At 67.1% G+C, this 13,563-nt stretch carries 15 protein-coding genes and 4 pseudogenes; 12 read left to right on the forward strand and 7 right to left on the reverse strand.

The genetic code is table 11. The features are described 5' to 3' along the window. The first annotated feature begins 27 nt into the window (after positions 1 to 27). A pseudogene (locus Mco01_RS31850) lies at positions 28 to 1,175 on the forward strand (IS3 family transposase). A gap of 45 nt (positions 1,176 to 1,220) precedes the next feature. Here Mco01_RS31850 and Mco01_RS31855 read toward each other — a convergent pair. Beyond that, positions 1,221 to 1,526 (reverse strand): IS3 family transposase, encoded by a 306-nt coding sequence (locus Mco01_RS31855; protein ID WP_307825710.1) that lies wholly within the window; start codon positions 1,524 to 1,526, stop codon positions 1,221 to 1,223. A gap of 46 nt (positions 1,527 to 1,572) precedes the next feature. Next, positions 1,573 to 2,151: a TetR/AcrR family transcriptional regulator gene (locus Mco01_RS31860; protein WP_204060555.1), complete on the reverse strand. Its 579-nt coding sequence runs from the start codon at positions 2,149 to 2,151 to the stop codon at positions 1,573 to 1,575. Positions 2,152 to 2,240: 89 nt separating this feature from the next. Between Mco01_RS31860 and Mco01_RS31865 the strand changes: the two genes are divergently transcribed. After that, positions 2,241 to 2,687: an anthrone oxygenase family protein gene (locus Mco01_RS31865; protein WP_204060556.1), complete on the forward strand. Its 447-nt coding sequence runs from the start codon at positions 2,241 to 2,243 to the stop codon at positions 2,685 to 2,687. Between the two features lie 167 nt (positions 2,688 to 2,854). Here Mco01_RS31865 and Mco01_RS31870 read toward each other — a convergent pair. Then, positions 2,855 to 3,283, reverse strand: a pseudogene (locus tag Mco01_RS31870) (IS5 family transposase); the annotation flags it as partial. 250 nt (positions 3,284 to 3,533) lie between these two features. On the opposite strand from Mco01_RS31870, the gene pepN reads away from it, so the two are divergent. Further along, positions 3,534 to 5,966 carry an aminopeptidase N gene (gene pepN / locus Mco01_RS31875; RefSeq protein WP_204060557.1) on the forward strand — a complete coding sequence of 811 codons (2,433 nt, stop codon included), beginning with the start codon at positions 3,534 to 3,536 and terminating at the stop codon, positions 5,964 to 5,966. Positions 5,967 to 5,970: 4 nt separating this feature from the next. Here pepN and Mco01_RS31880 read toward each other — a convergent pair whose 3' ends face one another. Then, on the reverse strand, positions 5,971 to 6,669 hold the full coding sequence (locus Mco01_RS31880) for a hemerythrin domain-containing protein (RefSeq protein ID WP_204060558.1): 699 nt from the start codon (positions 6,667 to 6,669) through the stop codon (positions 5,971 to 5,973). 414 nt (positions 6,670 to 7,083) lie between these two features. Between Mco01_RS31880 and Mco01_RS39360 the strand changes: the two genes are divergently transcribed. From Mco01_RS39360 to Mco01_RS31925, 9 genes and pseudogenes are all read left to right on the forward strand, one after another. Then, positions 7,084 to 7,467, forward strand: a complete 384-nt coding sequence (locus tag Mco01_RS39360) for a transposase (RefSeq protein WP_239104056.1) — start codon at positions 7,084 to 7,086, stop codon at positions 7,465 to 7,467. Next, on the forward strand, positions 7,452 to 7,724 hold the full coding sequence (locus Mco01_RS40315) for an IS3 family transposase (RefSeq protein WP_204060559.1): 273 nt from the start codon (positions 7,452 to 7,454) through the stop codon (positions 7,722 to 7,724). Before Mco01_RS39360 ends, Mco01_RS40315 begins: the two co-directional genes overlap by 16 nt. Further along, positions 7,640 to 8,020 carry a DDE-type integrase/transposase/recombinase gene (locus tag Mco01_RS31895; RefSeq protein WP_239104057.1) on the forward strand — a complete coding sequence of 127 codons (381 nt, stop codon included), beginning with the start codon at positions 7,640 to 7,642 and terminating at the stop codon, positions 8,018 to 8,020. The genes Mco01_RS40315 and Mco01_RS31895 overlap by 85 nt, the downstream gene beginning before the upstream one ends. Before the next feature lie 34 nt (positions 8,021 to 8,054). Beyond that, a pseudogene (locus tag Mco01_RS31900) lies at positions 8,055 to 8,357 on the forward strand (IS30 family transposase); the annotation flags it as partial. Continuing rightward, entirely contained in the window at positions 8,269 to 8,457 is a 189-nt protein-coding gene (locus Mco01_RS40320; RefSeq protein WP_372445001.1) for an integrase core domain-containing protein, read from the forward strand. The pseudogene Mco01_RS31900 and the gene Mco01_RS40320, both read left to right, overlap by 89 nt. Before the next feature lie 328 nt (positions 8,458 to 8,785). Continuing rightward, positions 8,786 to 9,331 (forward strand): dihydrofolate reductase family protein, encoded by a 546-nt coding sequence (locus Mco01_RS31910; RefSeq protein WP_204060561.1) that lies wholly within the window; start codon positions 8,786 to 8,788, stop codon positions 9,329 to 9,331. A gap of 78 nt (positions 9,332 to 9,409) precedes the next feature. Continuing rightward, positions 9,410 to 9,751, forward strand: coding sequence for a DUF1801 domain-containing protein (locus Mco01_RS31915; protein WP_204060562.1), 342 nt, complete (start codon positions 9,410 to 9,412; stop codon positions 9,749 to 9,751). Between the two features lie 44 nt (positions 9,752 to 9,795). After that, the gene (locus tag Mco01_RS31920; protein ID WP_204060563.1) at positions 9,796 to 10,218 is read left to right on the forward strand and encodes a YciI family protein; all 423 of its coding nucleotides are present in this window, start codon (positions 9,796 to 9,798) and stop codon (positions 10,216 to 10,218) included. Then, on the forward strand, positions 10,215 to 11,489 hold the full coding sequence (locus tag Mco01_RS31925; protein WP_204060564.1) for an RNA polymerase sigma factor: 1,275 nt from the start codon (positions 10,215 to 10,217) through the stop codon (positions 11,487 to 11,489). The genes Mco01_RS31920 and Mco01_RS31925 overlap by 4 nt, the downstream gene beginning before the upstream one ends. Positions 11,490 to 11,500: 11 nt before the next feature. On the opposite strand, the gene Mco01_RS31930 is transcribed toward Mco01_RS31925, so the two are convergent. From Mco01_RS31930 to Mco01_RS39365, 3 genes and pseudogenes are all read right to left on the reverse strand, one after another. Next, complete coding sequence (locus Mco01_RS31930; protein WP_204060565.1) at positions 11,501 to 12,493, reverse strand: hypothetical protein; 993 nt, start codon at positions 12,491 to 12,493, stop codon at positions 11,501 to 11,503. A 96-nt stretch (positions 12,494 to 12,589) separates the two neighbouring features. Beyond that, positions 12,590 to 12,952: a DUF4259 domain-containing protein gene (locus Mco01_RS31935; protein ID WP_204060566.1), complete on the reverse strand. Its 363-nt coding sequence runs from the start codon at positions 12,950 to 12,952 to the stop codon at positions 12,590 to 12,592. Between the two features lie 115 nt (positions 12,953 to 13,067). Further along, positions 13,068 to 13,283, reverse strand: a pseudogene (locus tag Mco01_RS39365) (transposase); the annotation flags it as partial. Between the last annotated feature and the right edge of the window lie 280 nt (positions 13,284 to 13,563).

Consider the following 13,563-nt stretch of genomic DNA (forward strand, 5'->3'; position numbering starts at 1 on the left):
ATGTCTCGATCCTCAGGAGAGGTCAGCATGCCGAGGAGCTATCCCCCCGCGTTCCGTCGTAAGGTTCTGGACCTACTCAAGGGCGGCCGGACCGTTCAGCAGGTGGCCGCGGATCTGCAGATCAGCGACCAGACGATCTACAACTGGCGCAAGCAGGACCGCATCGACGCGGGGCTCGAGCCCGGCATCACGTCTTCAGATCAGGTCGAACTGGTCGCCGCGCGGCGACGGATTGCGGAGTTGGAGTCCGAGCTGGCGGTGACTCGGCGGGCCAGTGAGCTGCTGCGAGAGGTGGTGTCCCCAAAAGGCGGTTCGAGGCCATCGCGGTGATGGCTGGCGAAGGTTTCCCGGTCCAGGTCTGCTGCCGGGTGATGGGTGTGTCGGAGTCGGGCTACTACGCCTGGCGTACTCGCCCGCCATCAGCCAGGGCGCTGCGCCATGCCTGGCTCACTGACATGATCCGCGAGGTCCACACCGCCTCTCGCGGCGTCTACGGAGGCCGCCGGGTGCACGCCGAGCTCACGCTCGGCCGCGGCATCGCGGTCGGGTACGGCGCCGTCGCCATGCTGATGCATCGTGCCGGCATCAAGGGCCTGCCCGGCACCCGCCGTCGGCGTCCGATTCCACAGGTGCCGACCGCGACCGACATGGTCGATCGGCTGTTCGCCAGGGGCGGGCCGAACCAGTTGTGGGTTACCGACATCACCGAACATCCGACCCGCGAGGGCAAGGTCTACTGCTGCGTCGTCTTGGACGTCTACTCCCGGCGGGTGGTCGGCTGGTCCATCGACTCGGCTCAGACCGCGGCGTTGGTGACCAACGCGCTTGGCATGGCCATCCACAACCGCACCCCGCAGGCCGGCACGGTGATCCACTCCGACCACGGGGTGCAATACACCTCCTGGGCATTCACCGAACGCGCCAAAGCATCGGGGCTGGTCCCGTCGATGGGATCGATCGGCGACTGCTACGACAACGCGGTCATCGAGTCGTTCTGGGGCCGCATGCAGACCGAATTACTCAACCGCCAACGATGGAAGACCCGCATCGAGCTCGCCAACGCGATCTTTGAATACCTGGAGATCTTCCACAACCGGCAACGACGCCACAGCGCCCTGGGAATGCTCACCCCGATCGAATACGAGATGCTTCACTCAAACACCCAGCTGGCATGACAGCCAACCAACCCGGCTCCACGGAACTCGGTGAACATCACTCGGCTACTTGGTTTCTGCCGCGGTGAGTGCGGCCTGTTGGTGACGGTAGTGGATCGCTTCGTAGTCTGCGGGCGGGATGTTGCCGCAGGCCGTGTGCAGGCGGCGGTGATTGAACCAGCCGAGGTATTCCAGGGTTGCCAACTCGACGTCGTCCATGTTCTTCCAGGGGCCGTAGCGGCGGATCAGCTCGGCTTTGAACAGGAGCATCGCAGCTTCCGGGGCGGGTGCCCGTCTGGGGGTGCGGGGCCCGGCGATCTGCCGCTGCGCCGTGTGGGCGCGAGTGACCGGAGCGATGCCGCAGGCAGGCAGCGGCGGGGCCCGAGGGCCTCGGCTGGGTGCCCGCCGGGATGGTGTGTCATACCATGGCGAGCCGGTCCACCAGCAGTTCCACCCTTGGCTCGGTGTCCCCTGGCGGCAGCCGTCCCGCTCGGGTCAGGGTGGTCAGCCCGTGCAGGGCCGCCCAGAACACCTCGGTGAACAGCGCCGGGTGGACGCCGTCCCCGGCCACCTCGCCGAGGCTCTCCAGCAGGGCGGCGAAGGCGTCCTTCAGCGGTTCCGGGGTGTCTTCGTTCGCGAAGGCCAGGCCGCCGTCAAGCTCGAACATGGCGTCGTAGACCGCCGGGTTACGCTCGGCGAAGTCGAGGTAGGCGCGGGCGAGGGCGGTGACCCGGGCGCGCGGACCGTCCGCGGCGGAGGCCGCGGCCCGCAGCGCCGCGGCCATCTCGGTGGCACCCTCGAGGGCGACGGCGCCGATGATCTCGCGCTTGCCGCGGAAATGGCTGTAGAGGACGGGCTGGCTGTATTCGATGCGCTCGGCGAGCTGGCGGGTGGTGACTGCGTCCCAGCCCTGCTGCTCGGCGAGTTCGCGGGCTGTCGCCACGATGAGGCGCTCGCGCTCCGCTCGTTCGCGCTGCTTGCGCTCCTGTATCGACACGGGTTGATCCTAGCATCGCTAGACAAGCGAGCGGTAGCAGTACTAGCGTTGCCTCATCATCTAGCAACACTAGATTCGGGAGGGTCATCATGCTCAACGCACTCGAGGTCTTCACCACCGTGGTCGTCGGCCTGATGGTGGGGGTGGAGTTCTCCGTCGCCTTCGTCATCAACCCGATCTTCAACGCACTCCCCGGTGACAGTGGCCAACTCGGCCGCGCCCACGGGGGTCGGATGCTCGGCGCCGTAATGCCGGTCTGGTACATCGGCTCGCTCGTCCTCGTCGCGGTCTGGGCCGTCGCCGGATGGCACCACTACGGCGCCGGCCTAACCGTCACCGCCGGCGCGCTGCTGATCCTCAGCGTGGCCATGTCGCTCCTGCTGCTCGTCCCGATCAACAACCGGGGCAAGACGTGGACCCCTGACAACCGGCCCGCCGACTGGAAGGAGCAGACGAACCGCTGGGACCGCTTCCACTACGTCCGCGTCGCTGTCCTCATCGCCGCCTTCGCCCTGCTGGTCGCCGCCCTCATCTGACCACGCGGGCCGACACCGCGCCGGTGGCGCACAATCCCCACTCCCCGGGCGGCAGCGGGCCACCGAAATCCCGACATGCAAGGATGAGCTGCCGCTCAGAGCCCACAACTGGGATCCCGACAAGCTACGTCCCTCGATGACCTGCGCGGCTCTCGGCTCTCGGCTCTGGTTCGGGTGAGATCTTTGATCCAGATCACCGAGGCACGCAGCCGAAGCCCGGCGAGGTAGCTTTCCGGGGTCTTGCCGTAGCGGGTCGCGATGCCCCGCCACGCCTTGAGCTTGTTGATCAGGCGCTCGACGGTGTTCCTCTCCTTGTAGAGCTCGGCGTCGTGGTCGATGGGGTGTCCCCCTTTGCGGCCCTTCGTCTTCCGGTTGGCGGCCTGGTCCCGTTTCTCCGGGATGATGGCCTCGATGCCGCGCCTGCGCAGGCGGGCGCGATTGCTGCGGGACGAGTACGCCTTGTCCCCGGCGACCGCGTCCGGCCTGGTGCGAGGCCGCCCCACTGGGCCGCGGACCCTGATCTTCCCCAGCACCGGGATGAACTGTGGGCTGTCGGCCGCCTGTCCCGCGGTCAAGACGAACGCCAACGGCCGGCACTAGGCTACTGGGCACCCTATTTCTCAATCGGGTGATCGCCAGGCTCCACGGCATCAGGCGAGTAGGGACTACTCAATGCAGCGGAGAGGTGATCGTTTACCGTTTCCGGGTGCTCTGTCCTCCAAGGTCTGGGAGGAAGCCGCCGATCAGCCGATAGGCGCCGCGATGGACACACCCCGATTCACGTGGACCGGTTGCTGCTGAACGGGTGGTTCGCAGCGAATGCACGAATCTCCGAGAGGGAAAGCAATGAGCGGCAGGAGTCTGACCCAAACCGAGGCAGAGGGGCGCGCGAGCCTGCTGGCGGTAGAGCGGTATGACGTTGCCGTGGACCTTTCTGATCTGCTGACAGGTTCGCGGGTCCGGTGCGAGTCGATGATCACCTTTACGTGTCACCAGCCCGGGGCCGAGACCTTTGTCGATTGTGCGGCGATGGTTGAGAGCGCCACGCTCAACGGAGTCGTGCTGCGGTCGGCTGTTGAGGGCCGGATCGCACTGACCGATCTTGCCGAGAGCAACGTCCTCACGGTGGTTTCGGTGACGGAGTGCTCGGCCGATGGCCGGGGCGTGCACAAGGCGGTCGATCCCGCCGACGGCGAGACGTATGTCTACACCGACTTCAGTCCCGACTACGCCCGGTACGTGTTGGCCTGCTTCGATCAGCCGGACCTCAAGGCGCCGTGGGCGTTCACCGTGACCGCTCCTGCCGGCTGGCGGGTGCTGAGCAACAGCGGTGCCCCGCAGCTCGAAGACCTCGGCTCTGTGCGACGCTGGACCTTCCCGCCGACGCCGCCGCTGGCGGCGTACAACACTGTGATCAACGCGGGCCCGTACTACGAATTGCGTCGTCGCGGAGCTGGTCATGATCTCGGGCTTTTCGCCCGGCAGTCGCTGGCTTCGATCCTGGACCGGGACGCCGACGAACTGTTCACCCTGACCACCCAGGGGCTCGAGTTCTTCGCCGGCAAGTTCGGCATGCCGTTTCCGCAGCACAAGTACGACCAGGTCTTCACGCCCGAGTTCCCTGGCGCGATGGAGAACTTCGGGTGCGTCACCTGGATGGACTGGTTCCTGCGCAGGACTACTCCGACGAGGGCGGAGTGGGACATCTTCTCGCGGTACCTGTTGCACGAGCTCGCGCATATGTGGTTCGGCAACATCGTCACGATGCGCTGGTGGGACGATCTGTGGCTGAACGAGGCGTTCGCGGAGTTCGCCAGCAACTGGGCCGCGGTGAGCGTGACGTCCTACACCGATGCCTGGACGGCACATCTGGCCGGCGAGAAACTCAAAGCTTATTTCATGGACCAGGGACCGACGACGCACCCGATCCGCCAGCAGGTCCGCGACGTCTCCGAGGCTGCAGCGACCTTCGACGCCATCACCTACCCCAAGGGCGCGTCCGTACTGCACCAGCTGATGACGTACGTCGGCGAAGCGAACTTCTCCGCGGGTCTGACCAACTACTTCGCCACGCATGCTTGGGACAACACCACGCTGAAGGACCTGATCGATGCGGTCGCCGATGCCAGCGGACGTGACCTGGACCAGTGGCGTGCGGGATGGCTGGAGACAGCGGGCACCGACCGGCTGACTCTTGACCACGACAAAGATGGGTTTGCCCTGGTCGCTCAGGGACCGGGTGGCCGTCCACGCCCGCATGTGCTTGCCGTCGGCGCCTACGAGCGTTCCGGGGACCATCTTGAACGCATGGCACTCGTCGAGGTCGAGGTAGCGGGCGAACGGACCCGGCTCGACCTGCCAGCAGGAGCCGACCTGTATCTGGTCAACGATGAAGACCTGACCTTCGCCTCGACAAGACCAGATGTCACGAGCAAAGACGCGTTCTTCCGCAACGCCGCCCGCCTGCCCACTGCGACAGCGCGGGGTGTCGCCGTCACCACGGCCTGGGACATGCTGATCAACGGCGAAGCGACAGCCGCCGAAGCTGTGCAGTGCCTGACCGGAGTGCTGGCTGTCGAGACGTCCGCGTCGGTGATCGAGCCGTATCTCAACCTGGCTGTCGAGGCCGCAGATCTGTGGAGCCCGGAGTCGGAGCGGGACGAGTTGCTGCGAGCAGTGGCTGCTGCGTGCCGCAGCCTCTCTGGCGTCGGCGCCTACCGCAAAGCGGCGTTGCGCGGCTTCGCCCGCACTGCGACCGAACCGGAGGAGGTGGCGTGGCTCCAGACCGAGGCCGGGGAGGACATCGATCTCCAGTGGCGAGCACTGGTTCGCAAGACTCAGCTCGGGAGCCCGACCGCAGCCGAGGCACAGGCGCTACTCGACCGCGACCCGGATCCCGAAGCGTGGGTCAGTAGGCTCCAGGTCCGCGCTGCGACCCCGGACGCGGCAGAGAAGAAAGCGGTGTGGCAGACGCTGGTGACGGACCGAGCGGTGCCTATCGCTTCGGTCCACTCAGTTGCGACGCCGTTCTGGAGCGCCGGTCAGGACGACTTGCTCAGGCCCTACGCGGAGGCCTACCTCGATCTCGTGCCGAACATCCACCGCAGCGGAACCGTGCCGGCGAGGACCTACACCAAATGGCTCTTCCCGCTGTTCGGTATCGACCTGACCTTCGTGGGACGAGCGGAAGAGTTGGCGGCACAGGTTGTCCCGGTCGTCCGCACGAACCTCCTGGACCGGGCTGACCGGATGCGCCGCATACTGCACTCCCGCAGCTGAAGGCTTAGGCGTTCGTCGGAGTCGTCGCCGGCCCATACGTGCCGGGACCCCAGACGGTCGTCGCTCGGCGCCGGTACTTGCGAGCAAAGCCACGCAGCACGATGAACCGTGGAATGGCTGGGAGCAGGTGGATGGCGAACTGGTACCGGACGGGATCGATGCCGTCGATCACCCAGTGCGCCTCCTCGCCGAGCTGCATGAGCCGCTTCGGCTTGATATTGTGCTTCTGGTCCCAGGCGTCCCACTCGGCGGCCGTGATGCTGGCAGACACGACCGGCATGGCCTCGTCCTCCTCGCGACGCAGATGCGGCAGCACCACTTCGCAGAGGTTGTCCAAGGCGGCGAGCAGCTCGGTCCGGGCGGGCGCAGCGTCGTCACCGGCATACCTGGCGGCGGCCGCGGTGACCGTCTCCATCGCGGGGGCGATGCGCGCGTGGTCGGCGTCCATCGCCTCGATGATTGCGGCGGAGTCCGGATTGCGCCGGAGCACCAGCGGCCACAGCCCGTCGTCCTCGCCGGTGTGGTGGTCATGAAGGAGCCGCATCAGCCAGGCCACGTGCTCGGCGATCGCTTCGCGGCGAGGTCCGTCCGGGTACGGCGGGGTGGCCAAGGCGTGCCGAGCGCGCCCGAAGTCACGGCGGTACGCGTCGTGGACGACGCCCATCATGGTGGTGTCGGCGGGTCGTTGCGGATCCGGTTTCATCGTGGCGCTCCGATCAGTCAGGTCAAGGAATGGTGGACTGTAGTCGTCGCGTCCTTGAACCTCGGGGGATGAGATCGCGAGTCATGGAGCCAACGTATGTCTCTGATGGCGCCTGATGCATCCCACTGGCGGTGATCCAGCAGACAGGGGGAGCCACAATCGTGTGGCTTCGGTCGGATGGAGTATGTCTGCGGGGCATAGTGCGCATTCTTTCTGTTCCCCGGCCCGAACGGCGGTGCCCTGAATCGCAACACGTTCAACCACGAGTACTCCGGTCACGCAGACCCTGGCTTCACGCTACGGACGTACATCCACTTGATGTCGAACGCAGCGGACCGAGCGCGCACGGCCTAGCTCTAAAACTGACTGGCTCTCCCCTCGTATCGTGGAGACCTGACCTAAGAAGGGTTGGGCGTGGGAGAGACCAGACGCAGGTTCGATCCGGAGTTCCGGGCGGGTGCGGTGCGCATCGTCCGGGAGACCGGTAAGTCCATCGCTCAGGTCGCCAGGGACCTGGGGATCAACGCGGGCACGCTGGCCAACTGGGTGCAGATGGACCGGTTGGCCCGCGAGCAGGACACCGGCTCAGGCGGGGAGCTGGCCGAGTCCGAGCGTGAAGAACTGGCGCGGCTGCGCAGTCAGAAGGCCGAGTGGGCCAAAGAACGCGCTGAGCTGGAGATGGAGCGTGATGTCCTCAAGCGCTCGGTGGTCCTCTGGGTGAAGGAAGCAACGGGCCGGTTAGCGTGGCGGCCTTTATCGCTTCCCAGAAGACCGACCATGACGTGCCCCACGCGCTGACCTGCCGAATCCTGGGTGTCTCGCAGGCCTGGTTCTACAAGTGGCGTGATCGGGCGCCCACTACCCGACAACTGCGCCAAGACCAGTTGGATACGGCGATCGCCGCGAGATTCACCACCTCCGCGGGCACCTACGGGTCCCCGCGCATTACCCGGGACCTGCACCAGGACGGGTGGCGGGTCTCGGTCAACACCGTGGCGGCGCGGATGGCCGAACTCGCCTGGTCGCCCGCGAGCGCCGCAAACCCCGGGGGCTGACCAGGCCAGGGAAGCGGCCGGCCGCACCCGATCTGGTGCGACGACAGTTCACCGCGGTCGCGCCGGACGTGCTGTGGTGCGGCGATGTCACCGAGATCCCCACCGGCGAAGGCAAGCTGTATCTGGCGACGGTGGAGGACCTGTTCTCCCGCCGGATGCTCGGCTACGCCATGTCCGCCCACCACGATGCCGCCCTCACGGTCGCCGCGTTGCAGATGGCCGCCGCGACCAGGGGCGGGACCGTCGACGGGGTGATCTTCCACTCGGATCGCGGCAGCGAAGGCGGATTCAACTGATCGTCGCAACACTCCGTCCCCGGAGGTGTTGTGCATGGGCCTGGGCAACAAGCAGCGGGCTGTCCGCTTGTATCGCGGTCAGATTCCGTCACCGGGGCGGCCAACGGTCGCCTGGCGACAGGACCGCATCCGGTTTTGGCAAGCGATCGCTCGCGGGGCGACGTCGGAGGACGCCGCAGCGGAGGTCGGCGTGTCGCCAGCGGTCGGGACGCGCTGGTTTCGCCAGGCTGGCGGGGTGAATCCAGGCCTTGCCCCGAGCGTGTCGGGCCGTTACCTGTCGTTCGCCGAGCGGGAAGAGATCGCCTTGTGCCGCGCCCGGAAGGCCGGCGTGCGCGAGCCGCGAATGGGAGGACTACTACAACTACCATCGCCCTCACGGAGCCCTTGGCGGCCAAACCCCCTACGAACGCCTCAAGCAGAAGACGACCCAGGTGTAACCCGGCCCCGTCAGTTGCACACGTGCCAGTTCCTGCACGGTGGGTCGGGCGGGTCCGTTCCGACGTCGACGTGTGCCCGGAGCTCGGCGACCCGCGCGGCCCCAGACCTGACCGGCATCGTCACCCATTCGCGACATCCCACGACAGCGGGGCTGGACTGGGGCCGTACGCCGTCGGGCGCGTCGCGGCTGCCGTCCTGGGGTGGCTCGTAGGGCTCTTGAAAAACTTGTCGGCCGGTTGTCGAAGCCGCCCTCTCCTGTTCGAAGTCTGTACGGAAGCGAGCCCCGTAACCCCAGCCAGCCCGGACAGATACCCGCAGGAGAGTTCCGTGCGCAAGATCATCGCCTCGACCTACGCCACCCTCGACGGCTACATCGACAACCCCCACGAGTGGACGTTCCAGTACTCGGATGAGCGGTCCCAGCAGTACGCGTTCACGATGACTCTCAAGGCGGACTCCCTGCTGCTCGGCCGGATGACCTACGAGGGTATGGCGCAGGCGTGGCCGAGCATGGGCGGCAACCCCTACGCCGACCACGTCAACTCCATCGCGAAGTACGTAGTCGCCAACGGGCCGGTGGACACCGCCGCATGGGGACCCGCGACGGTCATCGCCGGGGACGATCTCGTCGCCGAGGCCACGCAACTCAAGGAGCGAGACGGCGGGGACATCCTCATCTGGGGGACTGGTCGCCTGACCGACGCGCTCGCCGCGGCAGGGCTGCTCGACGAGTACCGGGTCTGGATCCACCCGGTGATCAAGGGGAACGGCGAGCCCCTGTTCCGGCCGGAGAGCGCCACCGCACTGGAGCTCGTCGACTGCACCACTTTCGACACCGGCGTGGTCGTGGTCACCTACCGCCCGGTCAGCTGATCTGACGAGGCGCACCGGAGCGTGTCGGTGACGCACGAGCCCGCACGATGACGAGGACCGAAGCCAGAGGAGATCGACATGAACGACGACGTAACGACCTACATCAACCGGGGACTGCCGTGGCAGGTCGAGGTGTGCGAGAAGCTTCGGCAACTCGTCCATCGGACGGTCCCGGACGTCGAGGAGCGGCTGGAGTACGGCAAGCCGCACTTCGCCAGCCACAGTCGGCACGTGGCAGCGATCCACGTCGCGCGGGGCAAGATCTCATTCTTGATCTTCAATGCCGGCGGCATCGATCCCGTCAAGGGCATTCTCCGGTCGTTGGGCAACGGCGACCGGAAGGCCGCTGACATCAGCGAAGGGCAGGCGGTCGACTACGAGCTTCTCGCCGACGTCCTGACCAGGACCAGCGCCCGCTAGCGTTACGCGGACCAGGGGGAAGCGCGGAGACAGGAGGAGACGACATGCGTGTTCTGGTGATGACGAAGGGCGCTGGCGCCGACGAGGAGAAGGGCACGCCGACGGCGGAGATGTTCGAGCAGATGAAGGTGTACAACGAGCAACTGGTCAACGCCGGCATCATGCTCGGCGGCGAGGGACTGCAGCCCAGCGCCAAGGGCGCACAGGTGGTCTTCACCGAGACCGGCACGTCGGTCGTCGACGGGCCGTTCGCGGAGTCGAAGGAGCTCATCGCTGGCTACTGGATCTGGGAGGTCCGCTCGCTGGAGGAGGCCGTCGAGTGGGCCAAGAGATGTCCGTACGACCCGCGGTACGGCGCGGATCAGGTGCTCGAGATCCGGCCGTTTTATGAAATGGCAGACTTCGATGCCACTCTCGCCGCCGCCAGCGCCGATGAGGAGAGCCCGGCGCCCCGGGAAGAAGGATGACGATGGACGTGCGGCGTACGATCGAGGCGCTCTGGCGGATGGATGCGCCCCGGCTGATCGCCACCCTCGCCCGCCAGATCGGGGACGTGGGGGTCGCCGAGGACCTCGCCTCCGAGGCGTTCGTTGCCGCGCTGGAGCAGTGGCCGGCCGAGGGCATCCCGCCCAGGCCCGGCGCCTGGCTTATGGCCACGGCCCGGCACAAGGCGATCGACCGGGCGCGCCGCGAGGAAGCGGGCCGTCGCAAGGCCGCACTGATCGCGGTGGAAGCGCAGCCGTATACGCCCGACGTCGCCGACGACCTGCCCGACCCGATCTCCGACGACGTACTTACGCTGATCTTCATAGCTTGTCATCCGATCCTGCCCCGGGAGGCGCGGGTCGCGCTGACCCTGCGGCTCATCGGCGGTCTCAGCACCGACGAGATCGCCCGGGCGTTCCTCATTCCCTCGGCGACGCTCGGCCAACGGATCTCGCGGGCCAAACGCACCCTCAGCGAGGCGCAGGTTCCGTTCGAACCACCCGGCGCCGACAAGCTGCCGGCCCGGGTCGGTGCCGTACTCGAGGTTGTCTATCTCATCTTCAACGAGGGCTACTCCGCGTCCTCCGGCGACGGCTGGGTCCGCCGCGACCTGGCCCAGGAGGCGATGCGGCTGGGCCGGGTGCTGGCGGGTCTGCTGCCGGCGGAGCCGGAGGTATCCGGGCTGCTGGCGCTGATGGAGCTGCATGCGTCACGATTCGCCACCCGTGCCGAGCCGGACGGAACACCGGTGCTGATGGACCGCCAGGACCGGTCGCGCTGGGACCGCATCCTTATCGCCCACGGGCTGTCGATGCTCGACCGCGCGGCCAAGCTCGGCCGGCCGCTCGGGCCCTATGCCATCCAGGCCGCGATCGCCGCCCATCACTCCCGCGCGAGGACCTTCGCCGAGACCGACTGGGCCGCGGTCGTCGCGTTGTACGACGCACTCGCCCAGGTCGCCCCCTCACCCATCGTCGACCTGAACCGTGCGGTCGCGCTGCTCTATACGGACGGGCCGGAGGCGGCCCTCGCGGCGATCGACGCGATCCGGGACGACAAGCGCCTGGCCCGCTACCACCTGCTGGGCGCCGTCCGCGCCGACATCCTGATCCGCCTAGGTCGGGCGGCCGAGGCCGCAGAAGAGCTCGAACACGCCGCCGACCTCGCGCCGACGCGCCACGAGCGGCAACTGCTCCGCCGGCGGATGGCCGACGCCCTCGCCGGCTCGCCTTCAACCGGGGATGCGGTCTGATCAGACCACGGTCAATCCTCGGCGCCTTGGATCGTGATCTCGATGGCGGCCGGGGCACTCGCCGCATCAAGTTCGACATGGACAGGGAAGAACCCGTCGCCTACGGACGTCATCGCGAACATGATGCGGGCACCGCCGACGTCTATCGAGGCGGCCTCATTCTCGGACGCGCGAACATCAGCCATCACCCGCCAATGGTGTGAGTGTGGACGGAAATCGAAGGCGAACTTACGGTCCGATGCTGTCTTCCGACGATCGCTCAACGCGACTGCCTTCGCATACGCGTCGCGGACCGGCAGGTTGAGCCAGCCGTAGTGATCCTCGCCGGGCGTGCCGGTACGGGTGGCACCGAACTCAGCCGCGATGTCGGACTCGTGCCTGCCCCAGAACACGACGTCCGCGAGGCCGTCGATCGGGTCGTCGTGTATCCATGCGTTCAACGCGTCCGCGTCGGCGAACACAAACCGTGCGTAGTCGACGCCGATCTTGCCCAGCGAGCAGGTACCCACGACTGGTTCGTCACTGACCACGATGCGGATGTGCGTCCAGCCCCAGTCGCTGTGCGGTGTTGCGGTGACCGGCAGCGGACGGTTGGTCGGCAAGCCTCCGATAGCGATGACTGACACACCGGTGATCAGAAAGTCCGGGTCGTTTCCGGCGATCGCTCGCCGGGCGCGGTCGCGGTGCGGGACCTGCCGTGGAAAGGGGCGCAGCGACGCCTGGTAGCCGAGCTCACGGCAGTGGTCATCGAAGAGCGAGGTGAACTTTGCGACGCCATGCTGCGGGATGTCGTAGAGGGTGCGGCCAGATTGCCGGTCGAACGACCGTGCCGCGGCGTCTGCATCACGCCCGACTACCTCGAAGTCGACGGTTGGCGCGTCGTCGGGCTGCCGCACGTCGTCCGGTGTGCGGTCGCCGGACCATAGGCCGAGGTAGCCGCCATCCATCAGCACCAACTCGCCCGACGGACAGGTCACCTCGCCGAGCAGCACGATCTCCGCCACAGTCCCGGAGTCTACGGCGGTCAGTGCCATTCATCACGACCAGATGACGATGGCGGACGACCCATCCGCTTCTGCCGCCGTCCGCACACTCGTAAGCTACCGATTGTCCAGGGCGGCGTCGATGGTTGTGCGGATCTGCCGAAGGGCTGCGAGGGCTGGCCAGTCCTCCCCGGTTTCCTCCCAGCGTTTTACGCCATTCTGAATCGTCGCCGACGATCCGGTCCAACGCTCGGACCGCCAAGGCTGGAACGTCGTCTGGTACTTCGATGCTGTCGCCCCGAGCAGGGAGTCCGGTGCGTAGGAGGAGGTGATCGCGGTGCCGCCGGGCAGTTGGGAAGCGACGATTGCGGCCGCGGCGATGGCCTCTACCGCCAGATCGCTGTCAAGGTAGTCGCCGCCGTTGTCGACGACTGCGGTGAAGGCACCCCGCACCATGGCGGGCCGCAGCGTCCACGGCAAGGGCACCTACGTGCAGGCGCCGCGGAAGTTGTGGCGCCGGCTATCGGGGGCGGGCAGGAACATACAGGTCGCTCCAGTTCTCTTGAGGCGCCTCCCCTGTTGGCGACGCTAGGCATCACTCCAGCAGAGCCGCAATAGCGCCGTCGATGCGCCGTATGCGCGCGGGTACGGGATCGCCTGGAATCACGCGTAGGCGGGCTTTGGCCAGCACATCCAAGCCCATATAGCGGCGGGCTTCGGTCCACTCGTCGGTATGCTCGGCCAGCACGGCGCCGACGAGGCGGATGATCTCGCCCCGGCCGGGGAAGATGCCCACGACGTCGGTGCGGCCTTTCGCCTTTTGGACCGTCGTTGGACCGACTGTTCCTTGCCAGGGCTGGCTCGACGGGCTCCTAGCCGACATCGGCATCCCTACCACCTTGGCGGACATCGGCGTGGCACGCGCCGACCCCCCGCGCTTCGCGGAGATGGCCAGTGGCGTCACCCGCTTGATCCAGAACCACCCAGGCCCGACCGACACCGCCAGCCTGACCGCGATCCTCGAAGCGGCCTTGATCGGGGACCGGACCCGGCACGTCCTGACTTCGGAGCAGAGATGGTGACGGGCCCGA

This window comes from Microbispora corallina, from assembly GCF_016863035.1.
In the GTDB taxonomy this organism is placed as follows: Bacteria; Actinomycetota; Actinomycetes; order Streptosporangiales; family Streptosporangiaceae; genus Microbispora; species Microbispora corallina.

Excerpts from the sequence above, each read along its gene's own strand:
- Mco01_RS31920 (WP_204060563.1), top strand. The coding sequence starts at position 9,796 with ATGCGTGTTCTGGTGATGACGAAGGGCGCTGGCGCCGACGAGGAGAAG.
- Mco01_RS31865 (WP_204060556.1), top strand. The coding sequence starts at position 2,241 with ATGCTCAACGCACTCGAGGTCTTCACCACCGTGGTCGTCGGCCTGATG.
- Mco01_RS31925 (WP_204060564.1), top strand. The coding sequence starts at position 10,215 with ATGACGATGGACGTGCGGCGTACGATCGAGGCGCTCTGGCGGATGGAT.
- pepN (WP_204060557.1), top strand. The coding sequence starts at position 3,534 with ATGAGCGGCAGGAGTCTGACCCAAACCGAGGCAGAGGGGCGCGCGAGC.
- Mco01_RS31915 (WP_204060562.1), top strand. The coding sequence starts at position 9,410 with ATGAACGACGACGTAACGACCTACATCAACCGGGGACTGCCGTGGCAG.
- Mco01_RS31880 (WP_204060558.1), bottom strand. The coding sequence starts at position 6,669 with ATGAAACCGGATCCGCAACGACCCGCCGACACCACCATGATGGGCGTC.